Origin of the sequence: Mycobacterium pinniadriaticum (genome assembly GCF_026242045.1) — a bacterium.
GTDB lineage: Bacteria > Actinomycetota > Actinomycetes > Mycobacteriales > Mycobacteriaceae > Mycobacterium > Mycobacterium pinniadriaticum.
In genome coordinates, this window is the sequence record NZ_JAPJDO010000019.1 from 70876 (window position 1) to 86232 (window position 15357).

General features: G+C 66.5%; 17 protein-coding genes. 10 read left to right on the plus strand and 7 right to left on the minus strand.

Annotation, left to right across the window (positions count from 1 at the left end):
- The first annotated feature begins 43 nt into the window (after nt 1-43).
- Entirely contained in the window at nt 44-493 is a 450-nt protein-coding gene (locus ORI27_RS20050; RefSeq protein ID WP_407666377.1) for an SRPBCC family protein, read from the plus strand.
- Nucleotides 486-2258 carry a sulfatase-like hydrolase/transferase gene (locus tag ORI27_RS20055; protein WP_265998744.1) on the plus strand — a complete coding sequence of 591 codons (1773 nt, stop codon included), beginning with the start codon at nt 486-488 and terminating at the stop codon, nt 2256-2258. The genes ORI27_RS20050 and ORI27_RS20055 overlap by 8 nt, the downstream gene beginning before the upstream one ends.
- A gap of 5 nt (nt 2259-2263) precedes the next feature.
- Here ORI27_RS20055 and ORI27_RS20060 read toward each other — a convergent pair whose 3' ends face one another.
- Nucleotides 2264-2506: a hypothetical protein gene (locus ORI27_RS20060; protein ID WP_265998743.1), complete on the minus strand. Its 243-nt coding sequence runs from the start codon at nt 2504-2506 to the stop codon at nt 2264-2266.
- A 126-nt stretch (nt 2507-2632) separates the two neighbouring features.
- On the opposite strand from ORI27_RS20060, the gene ORI27_RS20065 reads away from it, so the two are divergent.
- Together ORI27_RS20065 and ORI27_RS20070 are read left to right on the plus strand one after the other, a co-directional pair.
- A complete protein-coding gene (locus ORI27_RS20065; RefSeq protein WP_265998742.1) occupies nt 2633-3757 on the plus strand; it encodes a VOC family protein in 1125 nt (374 codons plus the stop codon).
- Nucleotides 3754-4692 carry a fumarylacetoacetate hydrolase family protein gene (locus tag ORI27_RS20070; protein WP_265998741.1) on the plus strand — a complete coding sequence of 313 codons (939 nt, stop codon included), beginning with the start codon at nt 3754-3756 and terminating at the stop codon, nt 4690-4692. Before ORI27_RS20065 ends, ORI27_RS20070 begins: the two co-directional genes overlap by 4 nt.
- Here the strand turns inward: ORI27_RS20070 and ORI27_RS20075 are convergent.
- A complete protein-coding gene (locus ORI27_RS20075) occupies nt 4683-5303 on the minus strand; it encodes a TetR/AcrR family transcriptional regulator (protein WP_265998801.1) in 621 nt (206 codons plus the stop codon). The two genes, ORI27_RS20070 and ORI27_RS20075, sit on opposite strands and share 10 nt — an antisense overlap.
- Before the next feature lie 97 nt (nt 5304-5400).
- On the opposite strand from ORI27_RS20075, the gene mhpA reads away from it, so the two are divergent.
- Entirely contained in the window at nt 5401-6951 is a 1551-nt protein-coding gene (gene mhpA / locus ORI27_RS20080) for a bifunctional 3-(3-hydroxy-phenyl)propionate/3-hydroxycinnamic acid hydroxylase MhpA (protein WP_265998740.1), read from the plus strand.
- On the opposite strand, the gene ORI27_RS20085 is transcribed toward mhpA, so the two are convergent.
- Together ORI27_RS20085 and ORI27_RS20090 are read right to left on the minus strand one after the other, a co-directional pair.
- Nucleotides 6895-7140: a hypothetical protein gene (locus ORI27_RS20085; protein ID WP_265998739.1), complete on the minus strand. Its 246-nt coding sequence runs from the start codon at nt 7138-7140 to the stop codon at nt 6895-6897. The genes mhpA and ORI27_RS20085 overlap by 57 nt on opposite strands.
- A gap of 46 nt (nt 7141-7186) precedes the next feature.
- On the minus strand, nt 7187-7816 hold the full coding sequence (locus tag ORI27_RS20090) for a helix-turn-helix domain-containing protein (RefSeq protein WP_265998738.1): 630 nt from the start codon (nt 7814-7816) through the stop codon (nt 7187-7189).
- Between the two features lie 110 nt (nt 7817-7926).
- Here ORI27_RS20090 and ORI27_RS20095 point away from each other — a divergent pair, with 110 nt between their 5' ends.
- Genes ORI27_RS20095 through ORI27_RS20110 form a run of 4 tightly spaced genes read left to right on the plus strand, consistent with a single transcriptional unit; the run spans nt 7927 to nt 12252 of the window.
- Nucleotides 7927-9270, plus strand: coding sequence for an NAD-dependent succinate-semialdehyde dehydrogenase (locus ORI27_RS20095; RefSeq protein WP_265998737.1), 1344 nt, complete (start codon nt 7927-7929; stop codon nt 9268-9270).
- Nucleotides 9271-9273: 3 nt separating this feature from the next.
- On the plus strand, nt 9274-10488 hold the full coding sequence (locus ORI27_RS20100; protein ID WP_265998736.1) for an acyl-CoA dehydrogenase family protein: 1215 nt from the start codon (nt 9274-9276) through the stop codon (nt 10486-10488).
- 1 nt (nt 10489) lies between these two features.
- Complete coding sequence (locus ORI27_RS20105; protein ID WP_265998735.1) at nt 10490-11953, plus strand: aldehyde dehydrogenase family protein; 1464 nt, start codon at nt 10490-10492, stop codon at nt 11951-11953.
- A complete protein-coding gene (locus ORI27_RS20110) occupies nt 11950-12252 on the plus strand; it encodes a glutaredoxin family protein (RefSeq protein ID WP_265998734.1) in 303 nt (100 codons plus the stop codon). The genes ORI27_RS20105 and ORI27_RS20110 overlap by 4 nt, the downstream gene beginning before the upstream one ends.
- Here the strand turns inward: ORI27_RS20110 and ORI27_RS20115 are convergent.
- Nucleotides 12245-12595, minus strand: coding sequence for a rhodanese-like domain-containing protein (locus ORI27_RS20115; RefSeq protein WP_265998733.1), 351 nt, complete (start codon nt 12593-12595; stop codon nt 12245-12247). The two genes, ORI27_RS20110 and ORI27_RS20115, sit on opposite strands and share 8 nt — an antisense overlap.
- A 2-nt stretch (nt 12596-12597) precedes the next feature.
- Complete coding sequence (locus tag ORI27_RS20120) at nt 12598-13320, minus strand: peroxiredoxin (RefSeq protein WP_407666375.1); 723 nt, start codon at nt 13318-13320, stop codon at nt 12598-12600.
- Nucleotides 13321-13515: 195 nt separating this feature from the next.
- Here ORI27_RS20120 and ORI27_RS20125 point away from each other — a divergent pair, with 195 nt between their 5' ends.
- The gene (locus ORI27_RS20125) at nt 13516-14070 is read left to right on the plus strand and encodes a DUF1330 domain-containing protein (protein ID WP_265998732.1); all 555 of its coding nucleotides are present in this window, start codon (nt 13516-13518) and stop codon (nt 14068-14070) included.
- Between the two features lie 27 nt (nt 14071-14097).
- Here ORI27_RS20125 and ORI27_RS20130 read toward each other — a convergent pair whose 3' ends face one another.
- Entirely contained in the window at nt 14098-15156 is a 1059-nt protein-coding gene (locus ORI27_RS20130) for a zinc-dependent dehydrogenase (protein WP_265998730.1), read from the minus strand.
- Between the last annotated feature and the right edge of the window lie 201 nt (nt 15157-15357).

A 15357-nucleotide genomic window follows, 5' to 3' on the forward strand; every position in this document is an offset into this window, starting at 1 on the left:
AATCACCGTAGCGGTGGGTCCGATCCTGCGGTTGAATGGTGCGGTGGTCGAGATTCGCCGCACGCGCACGGTAGCGGCCGAACCGCAGCCGATCTGGGATGTCCTCGCCGACTTCGGAGCGCTGAGCGCGTGGGCCGACAACGTGGATCACTCGTGTCTTCTCGAGCACGGCGCCGACGGTCCGCAGGTCGGAACATCGCGACGAGTGCAGGTCGGGCGCAACACCCTCGTCGAACGGATCACCGACGTCAGTCCGCCGCGCACACTCGGTTATGACATCGAGGGCCTGCCCAGCCGACTGAAGGTGGGCAACCGCTGGACCCTCACACCAACGGCGAACGGACGCAGCGAGGTCGCCGTGACCACCACGGTGAACCTCGGCGCCAATCCGGTGGCCGGGCTGGTCGAACGCGTGCTGGGCCGGTTCTTGGCCAAGCAGTCCGACGCGATGCTGGCCGGACTGGCGAAGCGAATGGAGGCCCGCAATGTCTGAAACGTCCGACCGACCCGACATCATCATCGTGATGACCGACGAGGAGCGTGCAACTCCTCCTTACGAATCCGGCGATGTCTCAGCCTGGCGGCACCGGGTGCTGACTGGTCGGCGATGGTTCGACGAGCACGGAGTCAGCTTCGGGCATCACTACACGGGTTCCCTGGCCTGCGTCCCGAGCCGGCCCACGATCTTCACCGGACAGTATCCCGACCTGCATGGCGTCACCCAGACCGACGGCATCGGCAAGGTGTTCGATGATTCGCGGATGCGGTGGCTGCGGCACGGGGAGGTACCGACCCTCGGCAACTGGTTCAGGGCCGCCGGCTACGACACCCATTACGACGGCAAGTGGCACATCTCGCACGCCGACCTGACCGATCCCGCCACCGGCGGGTCGCTGGCGACCAACGATAATGAGGGCGTTGTCGACCCGTTCGCGGTGCAGCGTTATCTGGACGCCGATCCGCTCGCCCCGTTCGGGTTCTCCGGCTGGGTAGGTCCCGAGCCACACGGAGCGGGATTGGCGAACAGCGGATTCCGACGCGACCCATTGATCGCCGACCGGGTCGTGGCCTGGCTGCAGGACCGCTACGCCCGCAGGCGCGCCGGTGACGCGGCCGCGCTGCGGCCGTTCCTGCTTGTCGCGAGCTTCGTCAACCCGCACGACATCGTGCTGTTCCCGATGTGGTCGGCCCGAAGCCCGCTGGAGTCCTCACCGATGGATCCCCCACCCGTCCCCGCGGCACCCACGGCCGACGAAGATCTGCGCACCAAGCCGGCCGCGCAGATCGCCTTCCGGGAGTCCTACTACTCGGGGTACGGCCCCGCCGCGGCGATCCAGCGGGTGTACGACCGTGGTGCGCAGCGCTATCGCGACCTCTACTACCGATTGCACGCCGAGGTGGACGGCCCGATCGATCGGGTGCGCGCAGCGGTGACCGACGGCGGATCGGCCCAGGCGGTACTGGTACGCACCGCCGACCATGGCGATCTTCTCGGCGCGCACGGTGGACTGCATCAGAAATGGTTCAACCTCTACGACGAAGCAACGCGCGTACCGTTCGTCATCGCCCGGATCGGTGATCGCGCCACCGAGGCGCGCCTGGTCACGGCACCGACGTCCCACGTGGATCTGGTACCGACCCTGCTCGGCGCCGCCGGTATCGACGTCGCATCGGTCGCCGCGACGCTTTCCGAGTCGTTCTCCGAGGTGCATCCACTGCCCGGGCGGGATCTGATGCCGATCGTCGACGGGGCACCGGCCGACGAGGACCGCGCGGTGTACATCATGACCCGCGACAACATGCTCGAAGGCGACACCGGGGCCTCCGGAATCGGCCGCCGGCTCAAACAGACCGTGAACCCGCCCGCGCCGCTGCGTATCCGGATTCCGGCGCATACCGCGGCGAACTTCGAGGGACTCGTCGCGCGGGTGGACGGTCACCTGTGGAAGCTCGTGCGCACGTTCGACGATCCGTCAACCTGGACCGAACCCGGGGTGCGCCACCTGGCCGCCAACGGGATGGGCGGCGAGGTATACCGGACCAGTCCCCTGGACGATCAATGGGAGCTCTACGACCTGACCGACGACCCGATCGAGGCGGTCAATCGCTGGACCGACCCGGACCTGCACGACCTGCGGAGCCACCTGCGGGCTCAGCTCAAACAGGTTCGCGCCGATGCGGTCCCCGAACGCAACAACCCGTGGCCGTACGCCTCGCGGCGCCCGCCGACCGCGCGGCGGCGACGCCTGTTCGGCTGAGGAACTCAACCCGCCTTCGGCTCGCCCCAGTACGGCGTGGCCTTCACCGAAGGCGACGCCTTCATCGCGAAACTCTTGGTCGGGTCCATGATCAGCGTCTGGGAATTCCCCTGATGTTGGATCGTCGGCTGCGTCGGCGATCCCGTTGCCGCGTACGCGTGACCGCCCGACACCCCGCCGAGTAACGCAATCGCGACCGCCGCACCCATCGTGGCGGCGAACCTCCTTGTGCGCGTGTACATCATCATCCACCTCTCTTGTACTCTGCCTCCAGAATACCCCTATGGGTATATGCCGAGGTGTGGATTTGCTCACTTGACTGAGGACTCCGTCGTATGTGACGATTTCGTCATTATCTTCGGAGGCGGGTACTGATGACTCTCGGCGCGCACAACGATCTGCACAGCGAACGGGGCGCACTGCGTGGTGAGCATCCGGGCCGGTCCGCCAACCCGGTGATCAAGGTCCACGACCTGGCGTGGCTGGAGTTCGACAAACCCGACCTGACCGCCGCCGAGGCCTTTGCCCGGGCGTTCGGTTTCCACACGGTCGCGCGAACGGCCGATGACCTGCAGCTGCGCGGCGCGGACGCCGGGGCGCCGTGCCTTCTCATCCGCCGCGGGCCGCAGACCCGATTCCGCGGGATCGCGTTCAAGGCCCACGACGACGTCGACGTGGCCACACTCGCCAGGGCGGCCAACGCCCCCACCCGCGCGCTGCCGGAGTCACTCGGTGGCCTGTCGGTGCAGCTCACCGACCCCAGCGGCATCCCGGTGAAGGTGGTCGCCGGGCTGCACGAGCTGCCCGAACAACCGGCCCAAGCCTTGCATGTGTTCAACGTCGGCCGGCAGACCACCCGCGTCAACGCCACTGTGCGGCCCCCGCGAACGCCCGCCACCGTGCAGCGGCTCGGCCACCTGGTCATGCAGTCCACGAAATACCTCGAAACGCTGAACTGGTACCTGGACAACCTCGGGCTCATCGTCAGCGACTTCCTCTACTTCCCCGGCCAACGCGACCGCGGACCCACCATGAGCTTCATCCGGTGCGACCGCGGCTCCGTCCCGGCCGACCACCACACGCTGGCGTTGGCGCTCGGGCCGGCCAACCGCTACGTGCATTCGGCCTATCAGGTCGCCCATCTCGACGCGCTGGCCGCCGGCGGCGAGTATCTGCGCGAGCGCGGCTACGTCCGGTCATGGGGTATCGGCCGGCACATTCAGGGCAGCCAACTCTTCGACTACTGGCGGGACCCGGACGGATTCCTGGTCGAGCACTATGCCGACGGCGACATGTTCGACAACACCCTGGAGGCCGGCTGGGCGCCGTTCACCGCGTCCGGCTTGGCCCAGTGGGGTCCGCCGGCAACCGCCGACTTCCTCGGGACCAGCCCCAAACATGCTCGCCACGAGCTGGTTTCGATGTTCACTGCCCTGCGCGGGAATAACGAGTTCGACGTCAAACGCCTCATCGGCCTGCTGAAAGTTGCCGCCTCATGACCATGTCCGTCCTTCGCACCGCAGACGCGTGGTGGGCGCTGGCCCCAACCGGCGCCGCCCGAATCGCCACCTCGGCGCGCACCACCGCCGAACTGCTGGCCGACCGGGCGGCCATCGTCGCCGCGACGCAGCGCACCGACACCGTCGACGTGGCGGAACTCGACATGTGCTCACCGGTGACCGCGCCATGCCGGGTGGTGGCCCAGATGACGAACTACGCCTCCCACGTCCGCGACTCCGGCATGGATCCCAAGACCACCCCGCTGACCTTCTTCCGCAAGTCATCGGCATCGATCAGCGGGCCGTTCGCCCCCGTGCACAAACCCCCACACGTCAAGTTCCTCGACTACGAAGTGGAGATCGGGCTGGTCATCGGTCGTGACATCGCTGTCGGCACAACCATTTCCGCCGACAACCTCAGCGAATACATCGCCGGCCTGGTGGTGACCAACGACGTGTCTGCGCGCGACATCCAGCTGCCGCAGACGCAGTTCTACGAAGCCAAGTCCTATCCCACCTTCACCCCGGTGGGTCCAGCCCTGGTGCTGGTCGACGCCGGCGAGTTCGCCCGCTTCGGCGACCTGCGGCTGCGGCTGCGGGTCAATGGCGAAGAACGGCAGAACGCCCTGGTCGCCGGCGACATGCTCTACCGCCCGGCGCAGGCACTCCAATCCCTGAGCCGCTTCCAGGATCTAGCGGCCGGTGATCTGATCCTGACCGGCACACCCGTCGGGACGGCGCTGAGCGCTCCGCCGAAGCCCATCGAGATCATCGGTTCGCTGTTACCCCCGGCGATCAAATGGAAGGCGTTCTTCAAACGCCAGGCCGACAACCCGAAATACCTCCGCGACGGGGACGTGATCGAGGCGTCGGTGCGCACCGACGACGGTGCCATCGATCTCGGCACCCAGCGCATGACGGTTACCTATTCCTGAAACACCATGTCCGGCAATGGTAGTGCGCAAGTATTGCGGGCGTCCTCGGCCGACATCCCGAACAACCGCAGGACGTCCTCGGTGACGGCGTCGGCCGTGGCGCCGGCATCCCGGTCGGGACGCGAAACCAGCAGATACCCCAGACCCAGTAGCGCGCCCGCGGCCACCGACAGGGTCAGTTCAGGATCCTCCACGTGAAAGCGCCCGGCCGCGACGGCGGCGTTGATATCGCGCATGGCCCGCGGGGCCAGGCCGCGATCCGAGGACAGCAGTGCCCCCCAATTGGCCAGCAGGATCCGGCTCTCCTGTGGGCGTTCGCGGAAAAACCGTCCGGTCAACCGGAAGCTGCACGCGAAGACGGCCGCCGGGTCCTCGATATCGGCGGTGAGCTCGTCCAGCACGGCTCCGTGCGAGTCGAGGACATCGCTCACGGCGGCCTCGAACAGCTCCTCCTTGCTCTGGAAGTGGTTGTAGAACGACCCCATCCCGACGTCCGCGGCCTGAGTGATCTCCAACACCGGGACGTTGAGCTTGCCCGCGGCGATCATCGACTGGGCCGCTCTGATCAACGCCATCCGAGTCCGCTGTTTGCGGCGCTCCAGACGGTTCATCGGCACTTCGGTCACGGGTCCCCCAACGTCAGGTGGTGGGACGGATACTACCGGTTCTCATTACTGATGAATTCCTCAGTTCGGGGTAAGGAGCGCCGTGAGCTGCACTGATCCGCCGCGCGTGGTGATCGTCGGCGCCGGCCCCACCGGCATCACTGCCGCCACCCTGCTCGCCCGGTACGGCGTGCGCAGTCTCATCCTCGATCGCTACGAACAGGTGTATCCGCAGCCCCGCGCGGTGCATCTCGACGACGAGGTGTACCGAATCATCCACCGCGTCGGGATCGCCGAGGACTTCGCCACGATCTCCCGGCCGGCGCTGGGCCTTCGCCTGCTGGACCCGCAGATGCGGGTCCTGGCCGAGTTCGACCGGGACCCCGCCCGGGCACCGCATGGTTACCCGCAAGCCAACATGTTCGACCAGCCCGAGCTCGAGGCCTTGCTGCGGGCCAATCTCGCGCGCCACCCGCTGGCCACTCTGCGGGGCAACGTCGAAGTCACCGATGTCGTCGGGATGGCCGAGGGCCGCATCCGGATCTCGTACACCGACCGAGCCGACGGCCGTGAGCATGCCGTCGATGCCGACTACGTGCTGGGCTGCGACGGCGCCAACAGCGTTGTGCGCGAACGGATCGGATCGAAGATGCGCGACCTGCGCTTCGAGCAGCGCTGGCTGGTCGTCGATGTGGCCACCACCGCCGACTTGGGACAGTGGGCGGGTGTACATCAAGTGTGCGATCCGCATCGGGCCGGCACCTTCATGCGGATCGGCGATGTGCGCTACCGCTGGGAGTTCCGGTTGCGGCCCGGCGAGAGTGTCGGCGATTACGGCACCCTGGCCGCGCTGGACCCGCTGCTCTCGCCGTGGACGGCACATGCGAAACTCGACGAGCTCGAGCTGGTTCGGGTCGCGGAGTACACGTTTCGCGCCCAGCTCGCCGACCGGTGGCGCTGCGGCAACATATTTCTGCTGGGAGATGCCGCTCATCTGACCCCGCCTTTCGTCGGCCAGGGCATGGGGGCGGGACTGCGGGATGCGATGAACCTTTCCTGGAAACTGGCCGGCGTGATCAACGGAACGCTGACGCCCGCCGCCCTGGATACCTACGAGGTGGAGCGAAAGCCACACGCACGCAATATGATCGATCTCGCACTGATGGTCGGTCGTGCCATGACGGCTGGCGGGCGGATCGGCAACATGCTGCGCCGCTCCATCATTCCCCAAATTCACCGACTGCCCCGGCTGCGGGAACGGGTGGTCGACTCCAGGACGCCACCCCTGCACCGCTCCGCACTGATCCATCGCTCAGGCAAACCGGGTCAGCTGGCGGGGCGACTCTGCCCCAACGTCATCGATTCCGGCGGCAGGCGTCTCGACGAAGTGCTGGGCAACGGCTTTGCGCTCGTGACGACACAAGTACCGAGCGCCGCGGAACGCCGGGTCGCCGAGCGGTACGGCGCGGCACTCCATGTGGTGTCGGCCGGCAGCGAACTCGCGGCCTGGTTGCGCGGCGGTCATGCCAACGCGGCGATTGTCCGGCCCGATCGGACTGTGATGCGATCCGGTCACGATGCCGGAGCGCTGGCCCGCCTACTCGGACGCTATCTGGTGGCTGTCGACGAAAACCAGGGTGCCGGTGTCCAGTAGAACCGCCCAGCGCCGCGCCGCATCCGCGATGTGGATGTCGCCGAGATCGACGGCGTGGCCCGCCAAGTCGCCGAAATCCTCGACAACGACGCCACGTGCCTCATCGTCGGTATCGACGTAGACACGGACCCGTTGATCGACGGCGATCGATTGCTCGCCGTCAGCCCGCTTTCCCGCTGACTTCTTCACCCCAACACCTTCCCCGGCACTGAACTGTTGCGCCAGTAGAGCACGTTCAGCCCCGATTCGGGCCGGAATTACGTGGGATCGGCGGCACGATCGACCACAGCACTTCGCTCTCGTCTTCTCCGGGGTTGTCCCAGGAGTGCACCGCCTTGGCCGAGAAAGTGTAGCAGTCGCCAGCTTTGAGGACCGATTCCTGACCGTCGACGATCAGGCGCAGACACCCGCGCAGGACGAATACGAAGATGGTTTCCGACTCCAGCGTGTAGGCGCCCCCGGTGCCGCCGCCGGGGCGCAGCACCGAGCGCATCACCTGAAGGTTGCGCTCAGTTTCCGGTGTCAGGAGGAATTCGCGGATTCCGCTGCCGCCCATCTCCACTGGCACGCCGTCGCCGCCCCGAACGACCGCCGTCTGCGGGTAGTCGAACAGTGAACCCACTGAGACACTGAGGATTTCGCACACCTTGAGGAGATTGGGAACCGAGATCGTGGTCTGGCCGCGCTCCAGCAGGCTGAGAAATCCCTTGGTCAGCCCGGCGCGGTCAGCGACCGCCTCCAACGTCAGCTCCCGCTCCTTGCGCAGCTCGCGCAGCTTGGGGCCCAGCCGGTTCATCCACCCGTCGACACCGGCGAGAAGGTCATCGGCGCTGGCTTCATCGGTTGACATGTCCTCCTGCGACATCGGGACACCTCACCTTCGCCAGTCGGTCCGCCGCCGGGCCCTTGCGCCGCCAAAGTTTAGCGGTATATAACCTTCATAAGTTTTACACCACTAAACCATCAGGACGGGATATGAGTCTGTACGCAGTGGTCGACCCGAAGTCCGGCGAGGTCGTGCAGGAGTACCCGACCGCAACCGACGAGCAGATGGAACAGGCCTTGGCCGCCGCGGCCAAGGCGTATCGGGAATGGTCCAGGTCATCGACGCTGGCCGACCGGGTGGCCCTGATCCGGCGGGTGGCCGAGTTGCACACCGAGCGCCGCGAGAAGCTGGCCGAGATCATCCACCGCGAGATGGGTAAGCCGCTGGATCAGGCCCTCGGCGAAGTGGACTTCAGCGCCGCGATCTACGAGTACTACGCCGACAATGCCGAGAAGTTCCTGGCCGACGAGCCGATCCAGCTGCTCGACGGGGACGGCAGCGCGGTGATCAAGCGCGGCCCGGTGGGCGTGCTGCTGGGCATCATGCCGTGGAATTACCCCTACTATCAGGTCGCCCGGTTCGCCGGTCCGAACCTGACGCTGGGTAATACGATCGTGCTCAAGCACGCCCCGCAGTGCCCGGAGTCCGCTGCGGCCCTCCAGCAGATCTTCGACGATGCCGGTTATCCGGCGGGCGCCTACGTCAACGTGTACGCGACCAACGAGCAGATCGCCGACGCCATCGCCGACCCGCGCGTGCAGGGGGTCTCGCTGACCGGGTCAGAGCGGGCCGGTGCCGCGGTGGCCGAGATCGCCGGGCGCAACCTGAAGAAGGTAGTGCTGGAGCTCGGCGGGTCCGATCCGTTCATCCTGCTGTCCAGCGACGACCTGGACGCGACCGTCGAGGCCGCCATGGCGGGCCGTTTCGAGAACACCGGCCAGGCCTGCAACGCGGCCAAACGCTTCATCGTGGCCGCCGACCTGTACGACGAGTTCCTCGACAAGTTCACCAAGAAGGTGATCGAGGCCGCCGACGGCTTGGCGCCGCTGTCCTCGCTGGGTGCGGCAAACCGGCTCGCCGAGCAGATCGACCGCGCGGTGGCCGACGGCGCCAACCTCGTCACCGAGGGCGAGCGTGACGGCGCCTACTTCCCCCCCGGTGTGCTCACCGGTGTCACCCCCGATTCGGCGACCTATCGCGAGGAGCTGTTCGGGCCGGTGGCGATGGTGTTCAAGGTCGACTCCGAGGATGAGGCCGTGGAGTTGGCCAACGACATCCCGTTCGGGCTCGGCTCGTACGTGTTCACCACCGACACCGAACAGGCCAAGCGGGTGGCCGACAAGATCGACGCCGGAATGGTGTTCGTCAACGTCGTCGGCGCCGACGGTGTCGAGTTGCCGTTCGGCGGGGTGAAACGCTCCGGCTTCGGACGCGAACTGGGGCGCTTCGGCATCGACGAGTTCGTCAACAAGAAACTGATCCGGATCGGATAGGCCATGAGCACCACCACGGCGCCGGCCAAGAAGGACGTGTACAGCCCGCTTGAGCTGTTCGCCACCGACCGCCTCCTGGACTCCGACGAACGGGACATCGCGGCCACCGTGCGCAAGTTCGTCGACACCCGGCTTCGGCCGAATGTCGGGGATTGGTTCGAATCCGGCGCGTTGCCAAAAGAACTCGGCAAGGAGTTCGGCCAGCTGGGCCTGTTGGGCATGCATCTGCACGGGTACGGGTGCGCGGGCACCAACGCGGTGAGCTACGGGCTGGCCTGCATGGAACTCGAGGCGGGCGACAGCGGCTTCCGCAGCTTCGTGTCGGTACAGGGCTCACTGTCGATGTTCTCCATCTACCGGTACGGCTCCGACGAACAGAAGGACGAGTGGCTGCCCAGGCTGGCCACCGGGGAGGCCATCGGCTGCTTCGGCCTGACCGAGCCCGACTTCGGTTCCAACCCGGCCGGGATGCGCACCCGCGCGCGGCGCTCCGGCGCCGGAGAAAACGCCGACTGGGTGCTCGATGGCACCAAGATGTGGATCACCAACGGCAATCTCGCCGATGTGGCCACGGTGTGGGCCAGAACGGGGGACGGCGCCGGAGATATCAGCGGGTTCCTGGTGCCCACCGACACTCCCGGGTTCACCGCCAACGTCATCCACAAGAAGCTGTCGCTGCGGGCCTCGGTGACCTCCGAGTTGGTGCTGGACAACGTCCGGCTGCCCGCGTCCGCGCAGCTACCGGAAGCCACCGGCCTGGGCGCACCGCTGTCCTGTCTCAACGAGGCGCGGTTCGGCATCGTGTTCGGCGCGCTCGGCGCTGCGCGGGACAGTTTGGAGACCGCCATCGCCTACGCCCGGGAGCGTGAGGTGTTCGACCGCCCGCTGTCGAGTTTCCAGCTGACGCAGGAGAAGCTGGCCAACATGACCCTCGAACTGGGCAAGGGCATGCTGCTGGCTGTGCACCTGGGCCGGATGAAGGACGCCGAAGGTGCCCGGCCCGAACAGATCAGCCTGGGCAAGCTCAACAACGTTCGCGAGGCACTGGCCATCGCCCGCGAATGCCGAACCCTGTTGGGTGGCAGCGGCATCACCCTCGAATACTCCCCGCTGCGGCACGCCAACAACCTCGAGTCGGTGCTCACCTACGAGGGCACCTCCGAGATGCACCTGCTGTCGATCGGGCGGGCCCTGACCGGACAAGCAGCGTTCCGCTGAGATGACAGGCGTCGTCGAGATCCGGCAGCTGATCGACGGGCACTGGCGCGACGGCGGCGGGGATTCGGTGACGAGCCTCAACCCGACGCGCCCGAACGAGGTTGTCGCGGAGGGAAACTGCGCAACACTGGCCGATGTCGACGGCGCGGTGGCCGCGGCGGGAGAGGCACGAGCGGGGTGGGCCAATACGCCGATCCACCAGCGTGGTGCCCTTCTGCTCGAGGCTGCCGCGGTGGTCGAGAGCAATGCACTCGCCTGGGGTCTGGAGCTGACCACCGAGGAGGGCAAGACCAAGGCCGAAGGTATCGGCGAGGTCCGGCGGGCCGCCCAGATCCTGCGGTACTACGGCAACGAGGGTGACCGGCAGGCCGGCGAGATCTTCGCCTCCCCACGGGCCGGCGAGCAGATCCTGGTCACCCGCAAGCCGGTTGGGGTAGTCGCCGTCATCACCCCGTTCAACTTCCCCATCGCGATCCCCGCCTGGAAGATCGCGCCCGCGCTGGTGCACGGCAACACCGTGGTGTGGAAGCCGGCATCCACCGTTCCGCTGCTGGCGATCCGGCTGACGGAGGCGCTGACGAATGCCGGGCTACCGGCGGGTGTCTTGAACCTGGTGATCGGTGACTCGCCGGTCGGCGAGGCGTTGGTCAACCACGCCGGCATCGACGCGATCAGCTTCACCGGCTCCACCGGTGTGGGACGCCGCATCGCCTCGGCTGCCGCGGCCCGGGGAGTCCCGGTCCAGGCCGAGATGGGCGGCAAGAATGCCGCCGTCGTCCTCGACGACGCGGACATCGACATGGCACTCGACCAGGTGATGCTCGGCGCCTTCCGTTCCACCGGCCAGAAGTGCACGGCCACATCACGATTGATCGTCACCGAGCGGATCGCCGACCGCTTCCTCGCGGAACTGTCGGCACGGACGGCCGCGCTGGCGGTTGGTGATCCGACCGACGAGGCGACACAGATGGGACCGGTGATCACCGGTATGGCCCAGCGGGGCATCTATGCGGGTATCGGCTCAGCGATCTCGCAAGGCGGCGACGTGCTCACCGGTGGCCACCCCTACTTCAAAGGGCCGCTGGCCGACGGGTTCTTCGTCGCACCCACCGTCGTGGAGTTGACGGCACACGCCGATATCTGGTCGCAGGAACTGTTCGGCCCAGTGCTGGCGGCGCGCCGCGCCGCCGATACCGACGAGGCGTTCGCACTGGTCAACGACAGCGAGTTCGGCCTGTCCGCGGCGGTGTTCACCCAGGATGTGACCCGCGCACTTCAGGCGGTCGACCAGGTCGACGTCGGTGTGCTACATGTCAACTCCGAGTCCGCCGGCGCCGATCCGCATGTGCCCTTCGGCGGGGCCAAGAAGAGCGGGCTGGGCCCCAAGGAGCAGGGCAGCGCGTCGCGCGAGTTCTACACCCACACCACCACGGTGTATCTGCGCGGCGGGAAGCCACAGCCGTGATCACCTCGATCCAGCTGTACTGGCGACCCGGCTGCCCGTTCTGCGTGGCGCTGCGCCGCCGGCTGCGCCGCAGCGGGATTCCGGTCGAGGAGATCAACATCTGGGAGGAACCCCAGGCGGCCGCCCGGGTGCGAGAGGTCGCCGGCGGCAACGAAACGGTCCCCACGGTGTTCGTGGGGCAGGACGCTCTGGTCAACCCGAGCCTGAAGGCCATCGAAGCCGTGCTGCGAGAGACTGCCCCGCATCTGCTGGAACAGCAAGCCGGACGGTCACGACGGCGTATCTGGCCGTTCAGATGACGGTTCCGGCGGTTCCGTCCTCACGCACCACCGGGCGGCCGCCGCCGTGCCATGCCTTCATCCCGCCACCGAGGTTGTAGACGGTGAGTCCCGCTGCCGCCAGTTTGACTGCCGCAGTCCGTGATCGGTTTCCCGAGCGGCAGATCGCCACGACAGGTTGTGCCTTGCCGAGCCGAGCGGGATCCAGCTCGCCGAGGCGGATGTGAATCGCGCCCGGCGCGTGTCCCGCCGACCATTCGTCGTCTTCGCGAACGTCGAGCAGTACCGCCCCGGACTCGTTCGCCAGGCGCACAGCCGCTGCGGCGTCGATGTCTTCCGGTGTCGCCATCATGTCGGTTGTCATCATCACTTCTTCCGGATTGCGCGGTCGATCTCGTCGGCCGGAATTTCCTTGGTGCAGAAGAACCAGTCCTCGCACTCGACGCCGTCGGTGTCGCCGGCCATCCGTTCCTTGGCGGTGCCGCACGACCCCGCCGGGGGAACGATGACCCGGTCGCCGGGCCGCCAGTCTGCGGGTGTCGCGACATCGAAATGATCAGCGGTTTGCAGTGCTTTGACCACACGCAACAATTCGTCGAAATTGCGGCCCGTGCTCAGCGGGTAGTAGATGATCGTGCGGATCACACCCTTGGGGTCGACGATGAAGACCGCGCGCACGGCCTTGGTCGAGTCCTCCCCGGGCATGATCATCCCGTACTTCTGCGCGACCTCCATCGAGATATCCTCCACCAAAGGGAACTTCACCTCGACGTCGTGCATGTCGCGGAAGGTGATCTTCTCCTTGATGGTGCGCAGCCAGGCGATGTGGCTGTAGAGACCGTCGACCGACAAACCCACCAGTGCGGTGTTGTAGGCGGCGAACTTGTCGGCCATCGCGGCGAAGGTCATGAACTCGCTGGTGCAGACCGGGGTGAAGTCAGCGGGGTGCGAGAAGAAAATGACCCACTGCCCGACATAGTCAGCCGGGAAGTTGATCGGGCCCTGGGTGGTCTCCGCGGTGAAGGACGGAGCCGGATCGCCGATCCGGGGCATCCCCGTACCATCCGAGACATGTTCTTCGGTGGTCATTGGTGGTCCTTTCGTCGTTCTTGCCAATGCCTCCACCATATACCCATGGGGGTATATGCGGTACCCTGCTGACGCGCGCGCGGATGTCTGTTGTGTCACACCGGGCCAAGGGTTCTTCGTCGCCCCCTACCACACGGCGCAGTCCAGTCGAGCAGGTCGACATCACGACGGCCACCGGCAAGAACAATGACGGCCATGCCGGAAACCACTCGACCCGACCAACCGATCGCGATGTTCAACACCCTGTGGTTTCGCCCCGACGGGATGCAGCTCTACGGCGAATACGGCGGGGAGGTGCTGCCCATCCTGGCCGACGTCGGCGCGGAACTGGTTACGCCGTTCCTCATGGTGGACGAACCGCTCGAGGGCGGATTCGATCCGGACATGGTGGGCTTCGTCCGCTACCCGTCGGCGGCAGCGTTCGACGACATGGTCGACAGTGACCGCTACCGCCGCGTAGCGCACCTTCGCTCCGATGCGGTCCACCGCGCGGTGTTGACTCGGTGCGCCATTGAACCGCCCGACCCCGGTGCGGCGGTGCTCGAGCCAGGCATCGCGGTACTGAACATGCTGTGGTTCCATGACGGCGGCCGCCAGCGCTACGCCGAATATCTCTCCGCTGTAAAGCCTTTGGTGGAAGCGGCCGGAGGCCGGTTCGCCGTGGTGACCGATCCCGCCTACGCCGAGGTCGGTGCGCTCAGGACGGCCGCGGTGCGTGAATCGGCCACCACGATCCTTACGGTTCTCTAGCCGGGAGAACCCGTTTTCGCGATCGGTCTAAGGCTCGACGGTGACCTTGATGGCCTCACCGCTCTTGACGATGCCGAACGCATCCAGCACGTTGTCGAGGGAGATGTGGCTGGTGATGAGGTCTTTGACCGGAACCTGCCCGGTGGAGATGTATTCGAGCGCGCGCTTGTTGTGTTCGGGGGCCGAGCCGTTGGCGCCGTGGATGTGCAGCTGCCGGTAATGCACGACGTTCGAGTCGCAGGTGATCGTCGGGTTGGTCTTGGGCAGCCCGCCGAAGAACGAGATCCGGCCGTTGCGGGCGGCCATCGCGATGGCCTGCTCCTGGGTGATGTTGGCCGCCGTGGCGGTGATGATGACGTCGGCGCCGCGACCACCGGTCAGTTCCATGACTTTGGCGACGACGTCGACGTCGGCGGCGTTGATCACCCCGTCGGGATCGACCGCGTCCGCTGACATCTTGAGGCGACTGTCGTTGACGTCGACCAGATAGACCGGGCCGCACTTGTGCACGCCCCGGGCGATCCGGATGTGCATGCATCCGATCGGCCCGGCGCCGAACACGACGACGGTGTCACCCTCTTCGATCCCGAGCAGCTCCTGGGCGTTGATGGCACATGCGAACGGCTCGGCGGCGGACGCCTCGTCGAAGCCCACGTTGTCCGGAATGCGGTTCAGGCCGTCGACGGCCAGCACCTGCCTGGGCACGATCATGTATTCGGCGAACCCGCCGTCGTACTGGTAACCCACCGAGGTCTGGTTCTGGCACACCGCCATCCAGCCCTTACGGCATTCGTGGCATGTGCCGCACGGCACCGCGGCGATCACCTGGACCCGGTCGCCGACCCGCCAGTCGCTGCCATAGGTCGCGTTGACGTCGGCGCCGACCTCGACGACCTCGCCGGCGATCTCGTGCCCGATGGTCCGCGGCGGGGTGAGGTTCTGGTGACCGTTGTAGAAGATCTTGACGTCGGTGCCGCATGTCGAGCAGTTGCGCACCCGGATCTTGACCTCGTCGGCACCACAGGTGGGCTCGGGAACATCCTCCAGCCGGACATCCTCCGGGGCGTAGAAGCGCAGGGCTTTCATGGTGCTCGTCCTTCCGATGGTCTCCGGCGAAGCCGGCGATACGACTGTGTGCCAAACAACACCCTAGCGGTAATCCGGGCATAAAACCACACTTTTTTGCGCCCATTTGTGACCGATCTCTTGCGTTGATGCCCGGTTATGCGTTTTACTGGGATTCAGATGTGACAGGCATCACCCCACGATCGGAGGCCCTGAGTTGTC

Excerpts from the sequence above, each read along its gene's own strand:
- ORI27_RS20055 (WP_265998744.1), top strand. The coding sequence starts at position 486 with ATGTCTGAAACGTCCGACCGACCCGACATCATCATCGTGATGACCGAC.
- ORI27_RS20060 (WP_265998743.1), bottom strand. The coding sequence starts at position 2,506 with ATGATGATGTACACGCGCACAAGGAGGTTCGCCGCCACGATGGGTGCG.
- ORI27_RS20065 (WP_265998742.1), top strand. The coding sequence starts at position 2,633 with ATGACTCTCGGCGCGCACAACGATCTGCACAGCGAACGGGGCGCACTG.
- ORI27_RS20070 (WP_265998741.1), top strand. The coding sequence starts at position 3,754 with ATGACCATGTCCGTCCTTCGCACCGCAGACGCGTGGTGGGCGCTGGCC.
- ORI27_RS20075 (WP_265998801.1), bottom strand. The coding sequence starts at position 5,303 with ATGAACCGTCTGGAGCGCCGCAAACAGCGGACTCGGATGGCGTTGATC.
- ORI27_RS20090 (WP_265998738.1), bottom strand. The coding sequence starts at position 7,816 with ATGTCGCAGGAGGACATGTCAACCGATGAAGCCAGCGCCGATGACCTT.
- ORI27_RS20095 (WP_265998737.1), top strand. The coding sequence starts at position 7,927 with ATGAGTCTGTACGCAGTGGTCGACCCGAAGTCCGGCGAGGTCGTGCAG.
- ORI27_RS20100 (WP_265998736.1), top strand. The coding sequence starts at position 9,274 with ATGAGCACCACCACGGCGCCGGCCAAGAAGGACGTGTACAGCCCGCTT.
- ORI27_RS20105 (WP_265998735.1), top strand. The coding sequence starts at position 10,490 with ATGACAGGCGTCGTCGAGATCCGGCAGCTGATCGACGGGCACTGGCGC.
- ORI27_RS20115 (WP_265998733.1), bottom strand. The coding sequence starts at position 12,595 with ATGACAACCGACATGATGGCGACACCGGAAGACATCGACGCCGCAGCG.
- ORI27_RS20120 (WP_407666375.1), bottom strand. The coding sequence starts at position 13,320 with ATGACCACCGAAGAACATGTCTCGGATGGTACGGGGATGCCCCGGATC.
- ORI27_RS20125 (WP_265998732.1), top strand. The coding sequence starts at position 13,516 with ATGCCGGAAACCACTCGACCCGACCAACCGATCGCGATGTTCAACACC.
- ORI27_RS20130 (WP_265998730.1), bottom strand. The coding sequence starts at position 15,156 with ATGAAAGCCCTGCGCTTCTACGCCCCGGAGGATGTCCGGCTGGAGGAT.